The sequence below is a fragment of the Gemmobacter lutimaris genome, assembly GCF_003570715.1.
Classification (GTDB): Bacteria; Pseudomonadota; Alphaproteobacteria; order Rhodobacterales; family Rhodobacteraceae; genus Gemmobacter; species Gemmobacter lutimaris.
Genome location: NZ_QXXQ01000001.1, coordinates 518,682 through 532,208, shown reverse-complemented (window position 1 = coordinate 532,208; position 13,527 = coordinate 518,682). Strand labels below are relative to the sequence as shown.

Here is a 13,527-nt window from a genome sequence, read left to right as displayed (position 1 = left end):
CTTTATGTCTGCGCGGGCATGGGGTTCCGCCCAATATCGGCGGTGGTTCAGGCGCTGTCCAGCACCTCGGCGGCCAGCGCGCGGCTGATGGGCACACCCCGCGCAAGCGACTGGGCATCCAGGTCCGCGACAAGGCGGCGCGCTTCGGCAAGGCTGCGACCCATGCGCGTCACCAGCCAGGGGATCAGTGCGGGCGGCACGGCGATCTGGCGGTCGCTGAACTGCTTGACCAGCACGGCGGACAGCAATGCATCATCGGGCGGTTCGATCCGGGTCAGGGCGGTGCCCTGCATCCGGCTCAGCAGGTCGGGCAGCCGGATACCCCAGTCGCGTGGCGGCAGGGTGGCGGTCATCAGGAAGGGCAGGCGGCGTTCGGCCAGCCGGTTGTGCAGATGGAACAGTGCGGTTTCCGCACGGGTGTCGCCTGCCACATTGTCGGCGTCCTCCAGCACCACCGGGCCGGTGGCGCGGGCATCCACATCGGTTTGCCCCAGTGCAGCCGCCTCCAGCAGCGTCGCGCCTGCCCGCGCCGCCCAGATATGCGCCAGATGGGTCTTGCCCGATCCGGGCGGGCCGATCAGCAGCAGCTTGTCCAGCGGCCAGCCCCCGGCCTCCAGCGTCGCCAACGCCATGGCATTGGCGGGCGAGGCAAAAAAATCCTCACGCCGCAAAGACGCGCGCGCGGGCAGGTCGAAGGCAAGCTGGGCGGTCACGGGGTGTCGTCGTCAGGTCGTGCTGTGGGGCCAAGGCCAAGGTAAAGCCGACTCTGCTTGTATTGGTCTATGGCGAAGCGCGCCAGCACCCCCAGCGCCGCCGCAACCGGCACCGCGACCAGCATGCCGACAAAGCCGAAGACCGATCCGAAGGCCGACAGCGCGAACAGAAGCCAGACCGGATGCAGCCCGACCGAATTGCCCACAAGCTTTGGCGTGATGACATTGCCTTCAAGGAATTGCCCCAGTGCGAAGATCCCGGCGACAAGGCCGATCTGCAACCAGTCGCCCCAGAACTGGAATAGCGCGAGCCCGATGGCCAGCGCCCCGCCAATCAGCGCCCCGACATAAGGAATGAAGGTCACAGCCCCGGCAATGGCGCCCACGACGATCCCGTAATTCAGCCCCGCAGCCATCAGCGCCACGGCATAGAACGTGCCGAGGATCAGACAGACCGAAATCTGCCCGCGCACAAAGGCGGCCAGCACCCGGTCGATCTCGCGCGCCAGATACCGCACGGTGGGGGCATGGTCGCGCGGCAGGATGTCATCGACGCGGGCCACCATGCGATCCCAGTCCAGCAGCATGTAGAACGCGACCACCGGAACGACGACGATGAAGACCACCGCATTGATCACGCTCATGGCCGAACCGATCAGCGATTGCGCAAGCTCGCCTCCCTTCGACTGGATCAGCTTGCCGATATTCTCCAGCGTCTGACGCATGGTCGAGGTCTGGTCCTGAAGATCGGGAAAGCGCTCCAGCATGAAGGCTTGCAGCCGGCGGAACATCACCGGTGCCTCGTTCACAAGGGCGGTCAACTGGTTGAACAGCACGGGCAGGACCGCAAGGAACATCAGCACGGTCAACAGCAGGGCCGCGATGGAGATGAGCCCGGTCGCGGCGGCGCGGCTGAGCCCCGCGCGTTCCAGGCGGTCGGCCAGCGGGTCCATGAAATAGGCGATTGCCCCACCGACAAGGAAGGGCAGGATCACCGCGCCCAGAAACCACAGCACCGCCACGAAGACCAGCGCGGCAATGCCCCAGTATTTCAGTTGATCGCGCACCGGAAGCGACATCATACCCCGCAAGACCTGTCGCTTTCCAGATTGCCCATCGGGACGCCGGTTTCAAGGGGCGGTTGTGCAATCGCTGTCCTGGCCTTGAACAGTCGAGCGATTTCGTGCGAGGGCTGCACGGAATGCTGCGGGAGACCGGGATGAGTGACGACGACGAATATATCTATGACGAGGCCAGCGGCGAATGGCGTCCGGCTTCCGAGGTGCGGGCCGAAGCGGCGATCGTGGTGAAGGATGCCGCGGGCAATGTGCTGGCCGACGGCGATCAGGTGGTTCTGGTGAAGGACCTGAAGGTCAAGGGCACCGGCACCACGCTGAAACAGGGCACCGTCATCCGTTCGATCCGGCTGACCGACAACGCCGAGGAAATCGATTGTCGCCACGACACGATCAAGGGGCTGGTGCTGCGCACCGAATTCGTGCGCAAGCGCGGCTGAGGATCAGCGCGGCGGCAACAGCTCTGCCACGCCGCCGTGCGAAAACCCGCGCCGCATGGACAGAAACCGCGCGCGGGGATGGTCGCGGTAAAGATCGTTGCTGACGATGGTGGCGCCGGTGGTGAAGGCGCTGTCGATCAGCCATGCGTCGGCGATCTGGCCCTTGGCGGTCATCTCGACGTCGGCGGCGGGGCGGGCGATGCGGCGGGTCAGTTCTTCCACCGACATGCCGCGTCCAAACAGCTTGTAGGCGATATTGGCGTCGAAGATCACCTTGACCGCGCGCCCTTCCGCCAGCAGCAGGTCGATCACCGATTGCAGCGTGGCAAGCTGCGCCTTGTCGGTGAGGCCGGAGTTCTTTTCCCACATTACCACATTCGATCCGTCCACCAGCACCGTTGCATGGGCGCGGGGTGGGCGTGGCTCTGTTCGGCGCCATGGCGCGGGCTGGCGGTGCAGGCGGTGGCCCGCCATTCGACACGTCCGCCCTTGGCACGGCTGCGCATCCCGGTCAGCACGCGGGCCCGCGGATAGCGGGCGGCCGCTTTCACCGCCAGCGCGCCTTCCGCCGATGCGCCCTTGTCGCGGGTCACCCAGACATCGCCCAGCCGGGTCAGTGTCAGGTCCGGCAGGTCATGTTCGGCCGTGATGGCAAGGATACGGCCCCGCAGGGCCAGCGTTTCAGCCTTCTTGCGCAAGGTATCTCGCGCCTTGGTGTCAAGCTTCGGCGCGGCAGGGCGGCGGGGCCAGAACGCCGCGCCGATCCCCAGCAGGGTCAGCAGCAGCAGGGCTGCCAGCGCAATATCGAGAAAGGTCATCTGGAACGGGTCGCGGCAATTCAGGGTTGCAATGCGCATGGATCGCACGGGAAGCCAGCACGGGCAAGGGGCGCCACGGCAGCCGATCTTTGGCGCGGAACTTGCCCGCAGGGCGCGAACCCGCTAGGAAAACCGCCGAAAGCTTTTGCCAAGAGGCCATCCCATGCGTCTGTCGCGTTACTTCCTGCCTGTCCTGAAGGAAAACCCTGCCGAGGCGCAGATCGTCTCGCACCGCTACATGCTGCGCGCCGGCATGATCAAGCAGCAGGCGGCAGGCATCTATTCCTGGCTGCCGATGGGCTTCAAGGTGCTGAAACGCATCGAGCAGATCGTGCATGAGGAACAGATCCGCGCCGGGCACATCCCGCTGCTGATGCCGACCCTGCAACCGGCAGATCTGTGGCGCGAAAGCGGCCGCTATGACGATTACGGTGCCGAGATGCTGCGCATCAAGGACCGCCACGAACGCGACATGCTCTATGGTCCGACCAACGAGGAGATGATCACCGACATCTTCCGCAGCCATGTGAACAGCTACAAGGACTTGCCGCTGACGCTGTACCACATCCAGTGGAAGTTCCGCGACGAGGTGCGCCCGCGCTTTGGTGTGATGCGGGGGCGCGAATTCCTGATGAAGGACGGCTACAACTTCGACCTCACCAAAGAGGACGCGCTGCACGCCTACAACCGCCACATGGTCAGCTACCTGCGCACCTATGAACGCATGGGCCTGACCGCCATTCCGATGCGTGCGGCCTCCGGCCCGATCGGCGGCGACAATACCCATGAATTCCTCGTGCTGGCCTCCACCGGCGAGTCGGAAGTGTTCTATGACGACCGCGTGACCGCGCTGAAACTGGGCGACCGCGAGGTCGATTTCGACAACCGGGCCGAGGTTCTGGGCATCTGCGAGGAATTCACCTCGCTTTACGCCCGTACCGACGAAACCCATGACGAGGCGGCCTTCAACCAGATCCCCGAGGCGCATCGCAAGGTCGGCCGCGGCATCGAGGTCGGGCAGATCTTCTATTTCGGCACAAAATATTCCGAACCGATGGGCGCCACCGTGGTCACCGCCGAGGGCAATCGCGTGCCGGTCGAGATGGGCAGCCACGGCATCGGTGTCTCGCGTCTGCTGGGCGCCATCATCGAGGCCAGCCATGACGACAAGGGCATCATCTGGCCGGAAGGCGTGACCCCGTTCCACTGCGGTATCGTGAACCTGAAACAGGGCGACAACGCCACCGATGCAGCCTGCGAAGGGCTTTACAAGGCATTGAAAGCCAAGGGTCTTGATCCGCTGTATGATGACCGCGACGAACGCGCGGGTGCCAAATTCGCCACGATGGATCTGATCGGCCTGCCGTGGCGCATCACCGTCGGCCCGCGCGGTCTGGCAAATGGCGTGGTCGAACTGACCTCGCGCCGCACCGGCGAAAGCGAGGAGATGGGCGCAGAGGCTGCGGTGGACCGTATCGCGCAGATCTATGCAGGCATCTGACCGGACGTTCTGAACCCTTGCAAGCGACCGGCGGGGCTGCTCCGCCGGTTTTTTCATGTAGCGTCCGAGTCACAGGTCTGTGCCGCTCGTCCTGCATGGCGTCCACCGTGCTTGACCTGCGCGCCATGGCGAAACACCATGGATTTAAATAAAAATATATAAAATTGAGGCAGACCAGTGAGAAGAAATGACCACGCCGCGCTGATCGAGCGCGAGGCGCGTTTTCCCGCAGGCCACCGTGAAGGCTATGAAGGTTATCTGCGCTATCTCAAGGAGTTGCGCGAGGATCACTACGACAGCTTTCTGCGCAGCCGCGCACGGCATTTTGCCGAGGTGAACGAGGTCATTGCCGCCTTCGACGACGCCCCGCCCGAGGAATTTGCCGCGCCCTACGACCTGACCCCTGAAGCCATTGAAGAGCTTTCGGGACTGGTGCAGCGCAAATATGTGATGCGGTTCAAGAATATCCGGCGCAGCTGGTCGCTTCTGCTGCAATATCTGCCCGAGTTGATGGCCGAAAATGCGGCCCCCCGTGACGTGCTGGAACTGTCGTCTGCCCATGGTGCGACACTGGAAATCCTGCGCCACAAGGGGCACCGGGTCGTCGGCAATGACTTTCCGAATTTCCTGAGCCGCCGCAATACCCTGCACAGTGGCGAGCGGCGGGTGAACACGTTCGACCGCGACATTCACCGCGACGATCACGGCTTCATTGATGAAGAAGGCGAGATCATGGGCTGGCCCTATCAGCGGATCATCGAAAGTCTTGGTCTGGATGTGCGGCTGTTCGACTGCGGGCAGGTTCCCTATCCGCTGGAGGATCGCAGCTTCGACACGCTGATCACCTTTGATGCGCTGGAACATTACTGCCGACCCGAGGACTGGATGTCGCTGGTGGATGAATTCACCCGCATCGCGCGCCGGTCGATCCTGATCGTCACCAATGCCGTGCAGGAACACAAATTGCAGGACGGCCCCTATATGGATGCCTTCTATGCCTTCCAGAAGGGGATGCGCAATTATCGCAAGGGCGGCTTCGAATGCCTTTATGCCGGGCTGCACCGGCACCAGCTGACCGTGTTCAAGCTTGTGCGGACGCAGGGCTGAGGGCAGAAGGGACGTATGAGTAACACCCGCCCCGGAAAGGGGCGGAAGTATGGGCGGGGCGCATGCTGAAACTGAATCATGCCGAGTTGATCGAGGAAGAGCGCAAGCGCCCCGCAGATCATCGCAACGGCCATGCCGGGTATCGGCGCAAGATGGCGGCACTGCGTGACAGCTTTTTCGCACAGTTCCTGACCCGCGAGGCGCGACGCTATCCCACCAATGACGAAATCATCGCGGCTTTTGGCGATTTGCCGCCCGAGGCACTGACTGCGCCCTATGACCTGACGCCCGAGGGGCTCGATCACGTCAGCCGCTGCATCCAGCGGAAATATGTGATCCATTTCAAGAATGTGCGTCGGTGCTGGGCGCTTCTTTTGCAGCATATGCCAGAGCTGATGGCCGAAGGCGCCGCGCCGCGTGAGGTGCTGGAAATGTCCACCGCGCATGGCGCGACACTGGAAATCCTGCGGCTGAAAGGGCACCGTGTCATTGGCAACGATTTCGCCAATTTCGTGGGTGGCGCGGGCGTGGACAGCCGGTATCGGGCATTCAACGGCAGCGATCTGACGCAAGGCACAGACGATCATGGCTTGCATGACGGTTCGGGGGAGGTGCGCGACTGGCCCTATCGCCCGATCACCGAAAGCCTTGGGCTGGATGTGCGGCTGTTCGATGCCGGAAGTGGCCCCTATCCGTTCGGGGACAAGAGCCTCGACACCGTGATCTGCTTCGATGCCATCGAGCATTACTGCCACCCACGCGACTGGATGAAAGTGGTGGCGGAGTTCACCCGGATCGCGCGGCGCTCGGTGCTGCTGGTTCCGAATGCCGTCGCACCGCATGATGCGAAGCGGCAGGATTACATGGAAGCGGTTTATGCCTTCCAGCGGGACATGCGCAACTATTCGACCGACGGCTGGGCTTGCGTTCATGCCGGGGTGCTGCGCAATCAGCTTTCGGTGTTCAAGCTGATGCGGCTGGGCTGAGCGGGTCTCGGTGCCGGGGGCTGCCGCCCCCGGACCCCCGCGAGTATTTGCGCAAGAAGCAGGGGCAACGGCGAAGTGATGCAGGCTCTGCTTGACCTTTGCGGCAAAGGGCGGAACAACCCGGCATCATGAGCACACGCACCCCGCCTTTTGCCCCGTTCGAATGGATGATCGCCTGGCGCTATCTGCGTGCAAGACGCAGCGAAGGCGGCGTCAGCGTGATGACCTGGATCAGCCTGATCGGCATTGCGCTGGCGGTCTTCGCGCTGATCGCCACACTGGCGGTGCGGGCCGGGTTCCGGGCGGAATTTGTTGACACGATTCTCGGCGCGAATGCGCATGTGACAGTCTATGCCAGTGCCGAGGTCGATGAATACGGGCGTTCCCTGCGCGGGTTCAGCGATTACGACGCGCGGGCCGAACGGCTGGCGGCCGTGCCGGGGGTGGTGCGGGCCGCGCCACTGGTCAAGGGGCAGGTCATGGCCACGGCCAATGGCGTGAACATGGGCGCCGAGGTCTTTGGCATCCGGCTGGACGACCTGCGCAGCATTCCGCGTGTCGGTGACGGGGCCGAACATGAGGGCGACATTTCGCGCTTCGATCAGGGGATTGCCATCGGATCGGGCCTTGCGCGCGAGCTGGGTGTGGGGATCGGTGACCGGCTGCGGCTGATCTCGCCCGACGGGGTGAAGACCGCCTTTGGCACCTCGCCGCGGGTCAATGCCTATGAGGTGGTCTATATCTTCACTGCCGGGCGCTATGACATCGACCGCACCCGCGTTTACCTGCCCTTCACCGAAGCGCAGGAATATTTCAACCGCGAGGGGCGGGCGGACGAGATCGAGGTCATGGTGGCCGACCCTGATCATATCGAGAAATATGAACTGCCGCTGTTGCATGCGGGGGGCGAGCGCACGCTGTTGTGGACATGGCGCGACAGTGCCGGATCCTTCCTGCGCGCGCTGGATATCGAGGACAATGTGATGTTCATCATCCTGTCGATCCTCGTGCTGATCGCGGCGATGAACATCATTTCCGGGCTGATCATGCTGGTGAAGAACAAGGGCCGCGACATCGGTATCCTGCGCACCATGGGGTTGACGGAGGGCGCGATCCTGCGGGTGTTCTTCATCTGCGGCGCCTCGACGGGGCTGGTGGGGACGCTGGCCGGGGTGGTTCTGGGCTGTCTGTTCGCCATCTACATCGACCCGATCTTTTCCTTTGTGAACTATGTCTCGGGCGGCGGGGTCTGGGATCCGGCGGTGCGCGGCATCTATTACCTGCCGGCGCGGTTGCAGGCGGGCGATGTGGCTTCGGCCGTGGCGCTGAGCCTCGGGCTGTCCTTCATCGTGACCATCTTTCCGGCGCGACGGGCGGCGCGGATGAACCCGGTGGAGGCGCTGCGCTATGAGTGATTTGCTGCGGCTGGACGCCATTTCAAAGACCTACAACCGGGGCAAGCCCTCGGCGGTGACGGTGCTGAACGGGGCGAGCCTCAGCGTCGGACGGGGTGAGGTCGTGGCGCTGGTGGCGCCCTCGGGGGCAGGGAAATCGACGCTGCTGCATATCGCGGGGCTGCTGGATACACCGGATGCGGGCCGTGTGCTGCTGGACGGGCGCGAAATGGGTGGCCTGCCGGACCGTGCGCGCACGGCGGCACGGCGGGCGGATGTGGGCTTCATCTATCAGTTTCACCACCTGCTGCCCGAATTCACCGCGCTGGAAAACGTGGTGCTGCCGCAGCTTGCCAATGGTGTTGCAGCGCGCGCCGCGCAGGCGCGGGCGATGGATCTGCTGGCCAGCGTTGGCGTCGATCACCGCGCGGACCATCGCCCGGCCGAGCTTTCGGGGGGCGAGCAGCAGCGCGTCGCCTTCTGCCGGGCGCTGGCGAATGCGCCAAAACTCTTGCTGGCGGACGAGCCGACCGGAAACCTTGACCCCGGCACCTCGGATCAGGTGTTTGGCGCACTGATGGCAGTGGTGCGGGCAACCGGGCTGTCAGCCCTGATCGCCACGCACAACATGGAACTGGCGGCGCGGATGGACCGTGTGGTCCGGCTGGATCAGGGCAGCGTCGCCTGAGCCGTTACTGCGTCGTGCGGGGGCGGGCCTCGCCCGTCATCTTCCATGTGGTGATGGAATAGGGTTGATGGGCATAATGCCCGGTATGGGCCGGATCACGGCGTGGCGGCAGGCCCGGAAGATGCTGCATGCTTTGCCAGATCATATCCTGCGTGGCGATATAGCTGGCGTGGTGGTTCGGTGTGTCACGCGCCAGACGCGGGGCCAGCACGGGGCGCTTCGGCCCGGCCACCATGCGTGGCGCAGGGTTGATGACCGGAACACCCGCCGCTGCAACCTTGTCGGCGAGGTCGAGATACATCTGCCCAAGCAGCGCGGGCGGCAGGAAGGGCAATTCGCGCTTGGCCCAGTAGTTGCGATGCAAGGCAACGACTGGCGAGACGAAAACGGCATGAACCTCGGTGAAACCGAGCGATTTATACAGATCATGGGCCGTCCCGATGCTGGCGGCAAGCTGGTCAAGGAAACCGGCGAAATCATAGAAGCCCGATTCCCGCACCTTGTAGGGCAGGTTGAAGTTCAGATCGGTCGCACCGAAATTCAGCAGCAGAATCGTATCGCGCGGCAGCGGATGGGCAATCGTTGCCAGAAAGCCGCCCGGTTCCTCGCGGCGCAGGCTGCGGCCAGCCCAGCCGCTTGCCCACATCGGGTGGTAACAGGCAGAGTTGCCAAAGATATAATCAAAGACTTCGGTCGAGCTTGAGCCGAAAGCGGCGACAGGGCGATATGCAGACTGCAAGGCGGACTCCGTAAAATACGACTCGATCTTGCAGGATTCCGGCGCTGTGGCAATGGTCTGAATTCCTGACCTATCAGGCGGCGCTTGCGCAGCGGGGCAGTGCATGGTTTCGTGCATGGAAAATAGCCGGAGACGACCATGACACGATCGCTGCCGTTACGCCTTGCCTTTGGGGCCGCCCTGCTGCCCGTTGTGCTGGCCGCCTGTCTGCCGCTGGCGAAGAAAGTGCCGACCGGGGCAGAGGATTTTGCCACCTATTGCGCGGCTTGCCATGGTGATGCCGGCAAGGGCGACGGGCCGATGGCCGATACGCTGGACAAACGCCCGGCCGATCTGACGCGCATTTCCGCGAAGAACCACGGCACCTTCCCGATGGCGCGGGTGATGAGCAAGATCTGGGGCTATGCCCGCACGCCCGATGGTGTGGTCATGCCGCAATTCGCACCGCTGCTGGAAGGCGAGAAGATGGTGCTGTTCGACAGCGGTGACGGCATTCAGACGCCTACGCCCCTGCGGCTGGTGCAACTGGGCGAGTATGTCCGCGACATGCAGGCCAAATGAAAAACGGCGCCCCGCGGGGCGCCGTTGCATTTCCGGGGCAGGGGATCAGCCCTGAAGCGTGCGCACCCCGTAACCCTCGGCGCGGGCCTTCATCGCGGCGACGGCGGCGATGGAGGCGGCGGCGGTGGTGAAATACGGGATCTTGTCCATCAGCGCGACGCGGCGAATGTCGCGGCTGTCGGCGATGGCTTGCGCGCCCTCGGTCGTGTTCATCACAACCGCGATTTCGGTGTTCTTCAGGCTGTCCACGATGTTCGGACGGCCTTCATAGACCTTGTTCACAAGTGTTGCCGCCACGCCCTGCGCCGACAGCCAGCTTGCGGTGCCGCGGGTGGCCACGATCTCGAACCCCATGGCGATCAGGTCGCGGGCGGCCTCGGCCAGCGCCTCGGACTTGTCGGCGTCCTTGACGCTGAGGAAGACCCGGCCGCTTTCCGGCAGGTTCATCCCCGCGCCCATCTGCGCCTTGAGGAAGGCCAGCGCGAAGGTGCGGTCCCAGCCCATGACCTCGCCGGTGGAGCGCATTTCCGGCCCCAGCAGCGGATCGACACCGGGGAAGCGGGCGAAGGGCAGCACGGCTTCCTTGACGCTGAACCATGGTGTGATCGGGTTGGCGAGCGTGTTCGGATCGGCCAGCGGCAGCACCGAATCGGGGCCGACGCCCGCGTCATAAGGGGCACGTTCGGGGAAGTTCGACAGCGGCTCACCCGCCATCAGCCGCGCAGCGATGGAGGCAATGGCGCTGTCGGTGGCCTTGGCGACGAAGGGCACGGTGCGGCTGGCACGGGGGTTCACCTCCAGCACATAGATCACGCCGTCCTTGATGGCGAATTGCACGTTCATCAGGCCGACGACATGCAGCGCGCGGGCCATGAGCACGGTCTGGCGCTTCAGCTCGGCCACGGTGTCGTCGGACAGGCTGTGCGGCGGCAGGCAGCAAGCCGAGTCGCCCGAATGGACGCCCGCTTCCTCGATATGTTCCATGATGCCCGCGACATGGACATTCTCGCCATCGCACAGCGCATCGACATCCACCTCGATGGCGCCGGCCAGATAGCTGTCCAGCAGCACCGGGTTGTTGCCCGAGACCTGCACCGCGTCGCGGATGTAGCGTTCCAGTTGTGCGTCGTCGCGGATGATCTCCATCGCGCGGCCGCCCAGCACGAAGGAGGGGCGGATGACCAGTGGGTAACCCACACCCGCCGCCACGGCGAAAGCCTCGTCGCGCGAGCGGGCGGTGCCGTTCACCGGCTGTTTCAGGCCCAGATCGTTCAGCAGCTTCTGGAACCGCTCGCGGTCTTCGGCAAGGTCGATCGCATCGGGCGTAGTGCCGAGGATCGGGATGCCTTCCTCATGCAGCGCATTGGCGAGCTTCAGCGGCGTCTGCCCGCCGAACTGCACGATCACGCCATGCAGCGTGCCGTTTTCCTGTTCCACCCGCAGGATTTCCAGCACATGTTCCAGCGTCAGCGGCTCGAAATACAGCCGGTCCGAGGTGTCGTAGTCGGTCGAAACCGTCTCGGGGTTGCAGTTGACCATGATGGTTTCATAGCCCTGCGCGGTCAGCGCGAAACAGGCGTGGCAGCAGCAGTAATCGAACTCGATCCCTTGCCCGATCCGGTTCGGGCCACCGCCAAGGATGACCACCTTCTTCGCGTTCGACGGCCGGCTTTCACATTCCACATCGCCCATCGCGGGCGCTTCATAGGTGGAATACATGTAGGGCGTCTGCGCCTCGAATTCGGCGGCGCAGGTGTCGATGCGCTTGAACACCGCCTTCACGCCCAGATTGCGGCGGGCGCGGCGAACCTGACCCTCATCGCGGCCGGTGAGCTGCGCCAGACGGGCATCGGTAAAGCCCATCATCTTCAGCCCGCGCAGGCCCTCTTCGGTGACCGGCAGGCCGTCGGCGCGGATCTGTGCCTCGGTCGCGATGATTTCGCGGATACGGGCGAGGAACCACGGGTCGAAGCTGGTCGCCTGCTGGATCTCGTCATCGCTGAGGCCGTGGCGCATGGCCTGGGCGATCACGCGCAGCCGGTCGGGCGTCTGCTGACCCAGCGCCTTGAAGATCGAGGCCTTGTCGGGCGCGCCGGGAATGGCGATCTCGTCAAAGCCACTGAGGCCGGTCTCAAGGCTCGCCAGCGCCTTTTGCAGGCTTTCGTGGATGGTCCGGCCGATGGCCATGACCTCGCCCACCGATTTCATCGCGGTGGTCAGATAGGGTTCGCTGCCGGGGAATTTTTCAAAGGCGAAACGCGGGATCTTGGTGACGACATAGTCGATCGACGGTTCGAACGAGGCGGGCGTGACCTTGGTGATGTCGTTGTCCAACTCGTCCAGCGTATAGCCGACCGCCAGTTTCGCCGCGATCTTGGCGATGGGGAAGCCGGTGGCCTTGGACGCCAACGCCGATGACCGCGATACCCGAGGGTTCATCTCGATGACGACCATGCGGCCGTCCTTCGGGTTGATCGCCCATTGCACGTTCGATCCGCCGGTTTCCACCCCGATCTCGCGCAGCACGGCGATAGAGCCGTTGCGCATGATCTGATATTCCTTGTCGGTCAGCGTCAGTGCCGGGGCAACGGTGATGGAATCGCCGGTATGCACGCCCATCGGATCAATATTTTCGATGGAGCAGACGATGATGGCGTTGTCCTTGCGGTCGCGCACCACCTCCATCTCGTATTCTTTCCAGCCGAGAAGCGATTCATCGACCAGAACCTGCGCGACAGGGCTGGCCTCCAGACCCGATTTCACGATGGCCTCGTAATCGTCGCGGTTGTAGGCGACGCCGCCGCCGGTGCCACCCAGCGTGAAGGCAGGGCGGATGATGGCCGGAAGGCCCACATAATCCAGCGCCTTCATCGCCTCCGCCACACCGGCCGCAATGTCGAACTTGGTTCCGACCTTGGGGGCGGCGATGATGGTTGCCTTCGGGTTTTCAAGGCCCAGCCGGTCCATTGCCTCGCGGAACAGCTTGCGGTCTTCGGCCATTTCGATGGCCTGCCGGTTGGCGCCGATCAGCTTGACGTTGAACTTTTCCAGCACGCCCAGATCATCCAGCGCCAGCGTGGTGTTCAGGCCGGTCTGCCCGCCCATGGTCGGCAGGATCGCGTCGGGGCGTTCCTTTTCGATGATCTTGGCCACCACTTCGGGGGTGATCGGCTCGATATAGGTCGCATCCGCCAGCCCCGGATCGGTCATGATCGTCGCGGGGTTGGAATTCACGAGGATGACGCGGTAGCCTTCCTCGCGCAGCGCCTTGCAGGCCTGTGCGCCGGAATAGTCGAACTCGCAGGCCTGCCCGATGACGATGGGCCCCGCACCGATGATCATGATCGAGGAGATATCGGTTCTTTTCGGCATGGGGGCCCCCGTGTGTGCTCCGCCGCACCCAAGGGGGCGGGGGAGGGATTCTGAGCATCGCGCAAATTGGCGGGGTTATAGTCGCGTCAGTTCGGGGCGCAAGGGTCTATCTGGCGCAGGGAAGGGACGGCA

At 63.9% G+C, this 13,527-nt stretch carries 13 protein-coding genes; 7 read left to right on the top strand and 6 right to left on the bottom strand.

All coding sequences use genetic code 11. The features are described 5' to 3' along the window. Positions 1-47 precede the first annotated feature (47 nt). Both D2N39_RS02475 and D2N39_RS02470 read right to left on the bottom strand, forming a co-directional pair. Positions 48-713: an AAA family ATPase gene (locus D2N39_RS02475; RefSeq protein WP_119133191.1), complete on the bottom strand. Its 666-nt coding sequence runs from the start codon at positions 711-713 to the stop codon at positions 48-50. Further along, positions 710-1,792, bottom strand: a complete 1,083-nt coding sequence (locus D2N39_RS02470; protein ID WP_119133347.1) for an AI-2E family transporter — start codon at positions 1,790-1,792, stop codon at positions 710-712. Before D2N39_RS02470 ends, D2N39_RS02475 begins: the two co-directional genes overlap by 4 nt. Positions 1,793-1,932: 140 nt before the next feature. Here D2N39_RS02470 and D2N39_RS02465 point away from each other — a divergent pair, with 140 nt between their 5' ends. Beyond that, on the top strand, positions 1,933-2,229 hold the full coding sequence (locus D2N39_RS02465; protein ID WP_119133346.1) for a zinc ribbon domain-containing protein YjdM: 297 nt from the start codon (positions 1,933-1,935) through the stop codon (positions 2,227-2,229). Positions 2,230-2,232: 3 nt separating this feature from the next. Here D2N39_RS02465 and D2N39_RS02460 read toward each other — a convergent pair whose 3' ends face one another. Together D2N39_RS02460 and D2N39_RS02455 are read right to left on the bottom strand one after the other, a co-directional pair. Further along, on the bottom strand, positions 2,233-2,598 hold the full coding sequence (locus D2N39_RS02460; RefSeq protein WP_158589762.1) for a hypothetical protein: 366 nt from the start codon (positions 2,596-2,598) through the stop codon (positions 2,233-2,235). Further along, complete coding sequence (locus tag D2N39_RS02455; protein ID WP_119133189.1) at positions 2,598-3,086, bottom strand: hypothetical protein; 489 nt, start codon at positions 3,084-3,086, stop codon at positions 2,598-2,600. The genes D2N39_RS02460 and D2N39_RS02455 overlap by 1 nt, the downstream gene beginning before the upstream one ends. A gap of 124 nt (positions 3,087-3,210) precedes the next feature. On the opposite strand from D2N39_RS02455, the gene proS reads away from it, so the two are divergent. The 5 genes from proS (at position 3,211) to D2N39_RS02430 (ending at position 8,723) form a co-directional block, all read left to right on the top strand. After that, the gene (gene proS, locus D2N39_RS02450) at positions 3,211-4,548 is read left to right on the top strand and encodes a proline--tRNA ligase (protein ID WP_119133188.1); all 1,338 of its coding nucleotides are present in this window, start codon (positions 3,211-3,213) and stop codon (positions 4,546-4,548) included. 177 nt (positions 4,549-4,725) lie between these two features. Beyond that, complete coding sequence (locus D2N39_RS02445) at positions 4,726-5,655, top strand: hypothetical protein (RefSeq protein WP_119133187.1); 930 nt, start codon at positions 4,726-4,728, stop codon at positions 5,653-5,655. 62 nt (positions 5,656-5,717) lie between these two features. Further along, positions 5,718-6,641 carry a class I SAM-dependent methyltransferase gene (locus tag D2N39_RS02440; RefSeq protein ID WP_119133186.1) on the top strand — a complete coding sequence of 308 codons (924 nt, stop codon included), beginning with the start codon at positions 5,718-5,720 and terminating at the stop codon, positions 6,639-6,641. Between the two features lie 128 nt (positions 6,642-6,769). Continuing rightward, complete coding sequence (locus D2N39_RS02435) at positions 6,770-8,056, top strand: lipoprotein-releasing ABC transporter permease subunit (protein WP_119133185.1); 1,287 nt, start codon at positions 6,770-6,772, stop codon at positions 8,054-8,056. Then, positions 8,049-8,723, top strand: coding sequence for an ABC transporter ATP-binding protein (locus D2N39_RS02430; protein ID WP_119133184.1), 675 nt, complete (start codon positions 8,049-8,051; stop codon positions 8,721-8,723). Before D2N39_RS02435 ends, D2N39_RS02430 begins: the two co-directional genes overlap by 8 nt. Positions 8,724-8,727: 4 nt before the next feature. Here D2N39_RS02430 and D2N39_RS02425 read toward each other — a convergent pair whose 3' ends face one another. After that, a complete protein-coding gene (locus D2N39_RS02425; protein ID WP_119133183.1) occupies positions 8,728-9,462 on the bottom strand; it encodes a hypothetical protein in 735 nt (244 codons plus the stop codon). A gap of 138 nt (positions 9,463-9,600) precedes the next feature. On the opposite strand from D2N39_RS02425, the gene D2N39_RS02420 reads away from it, so the two are divergent. Continuing rightward, entirely contained in the window at positions 9,601-10,023 is a 423-nt protein-coding gene (locus D2N39_RS02420; RefSeq protein WP_119133182.1) for a c-type cytochrome, read from the top strand. Positions 10,024-10,068: 45 nt separating this feature from the next. Here D2N39_RS02420 and carB read toward each other — a convergent pair whose 3' ends face one another. Beyond that, the gene (gene carB / locus D2N39_RS02415) at positions 10,069-13,395 is read right to left on the bottom strand and encodes a carbamoyl-phosphate synthase large subunit (protein ID WP_119133181.1); all 3,327 of its coding nucleotides are present in this window, start codon (positions 13,393-13,395) and stop codon (positions 10,069-10,071) included. Positions 13,396-13,527 lie beyond the last annotated feature (132 nt).

What these genes read in the sequence shown, in the direction of transcription:
- carB (WP_119133181.1), bottom strand. Translation starts at nt 13,395, where the DNA reads ATGCCGAAAAGAACCGATATCTCCTCGATCATGATCATCGGTGCGGGG.
- D2N39_RS02440 (WP_119133186.1), top strand. Translation starts at nt 5,718, where the DNA reads ATGCTGAAACTGAATCATGCCGAGTTGATCGAGGAAGAGCGCAAGCGC.
- D2N39_RS02470 (WP_119133347.1), bottom strand. Translation starts at nt 1,792, where the DNA reads ATGTCGCTTCCGGTGCGCGATCAACTGAAATACTGGGGCATTGCCGCG.
- D2N39_RS02430 (WP_119133184.1), top strand. Translation starts at nt 8,049, where the DNA reads ATGAGTGATTTGCTGCGGCTGGACGCCATTTCAAAGACCTACAACCGG.
- proS (WP_119133188.1), top strand. Translation starts at nt 3,211, where the DNA reads ATGCGTCTGTCGCGTTACTTCCTGCCTGTCCTGAAGGAAAACCCTGCC.
- D2N39_RS02465 (WP_119133346.1), top strand. Translation starts at nt 1,933, where the DNA reads ATGAGTGACGACGACGAATATATCTATGACGAGGCCAGCGGCGAATGG.
- D2N39_RS02455 (WP_119133189.1), bottom strand. Translation starts at nt 3,086, where the DNA reads ATGCGCATTGCAACCCTGAATTGCCGCGACCCGTTCCAGATGACCTTT.
- D2N39_RS02460 (WP_158589762.1), bottom strand. Translation starts at nt 2,598, where the DNA reads ATGTGGGAAAAGAACTCCGGCCTCACCGACAAGGCGCAGCTTGCCACG.
- D2N39_RS02420 (WP_119133182.1), top strand. Translation starts at nt 9,601, where the DNA reads ATGACACGATCGCTGCCGTTACGCCTTGCCTTTGGGGCCGCCCTGCTG.
- D2N39_RS02435 (WP_119133185.1), top strand. Translation starts at nt 6,770, where the DNA reads ATGAGCACACGCACCCCGCCTTTTGCCCCGTTCGAATGGATGATCGCC.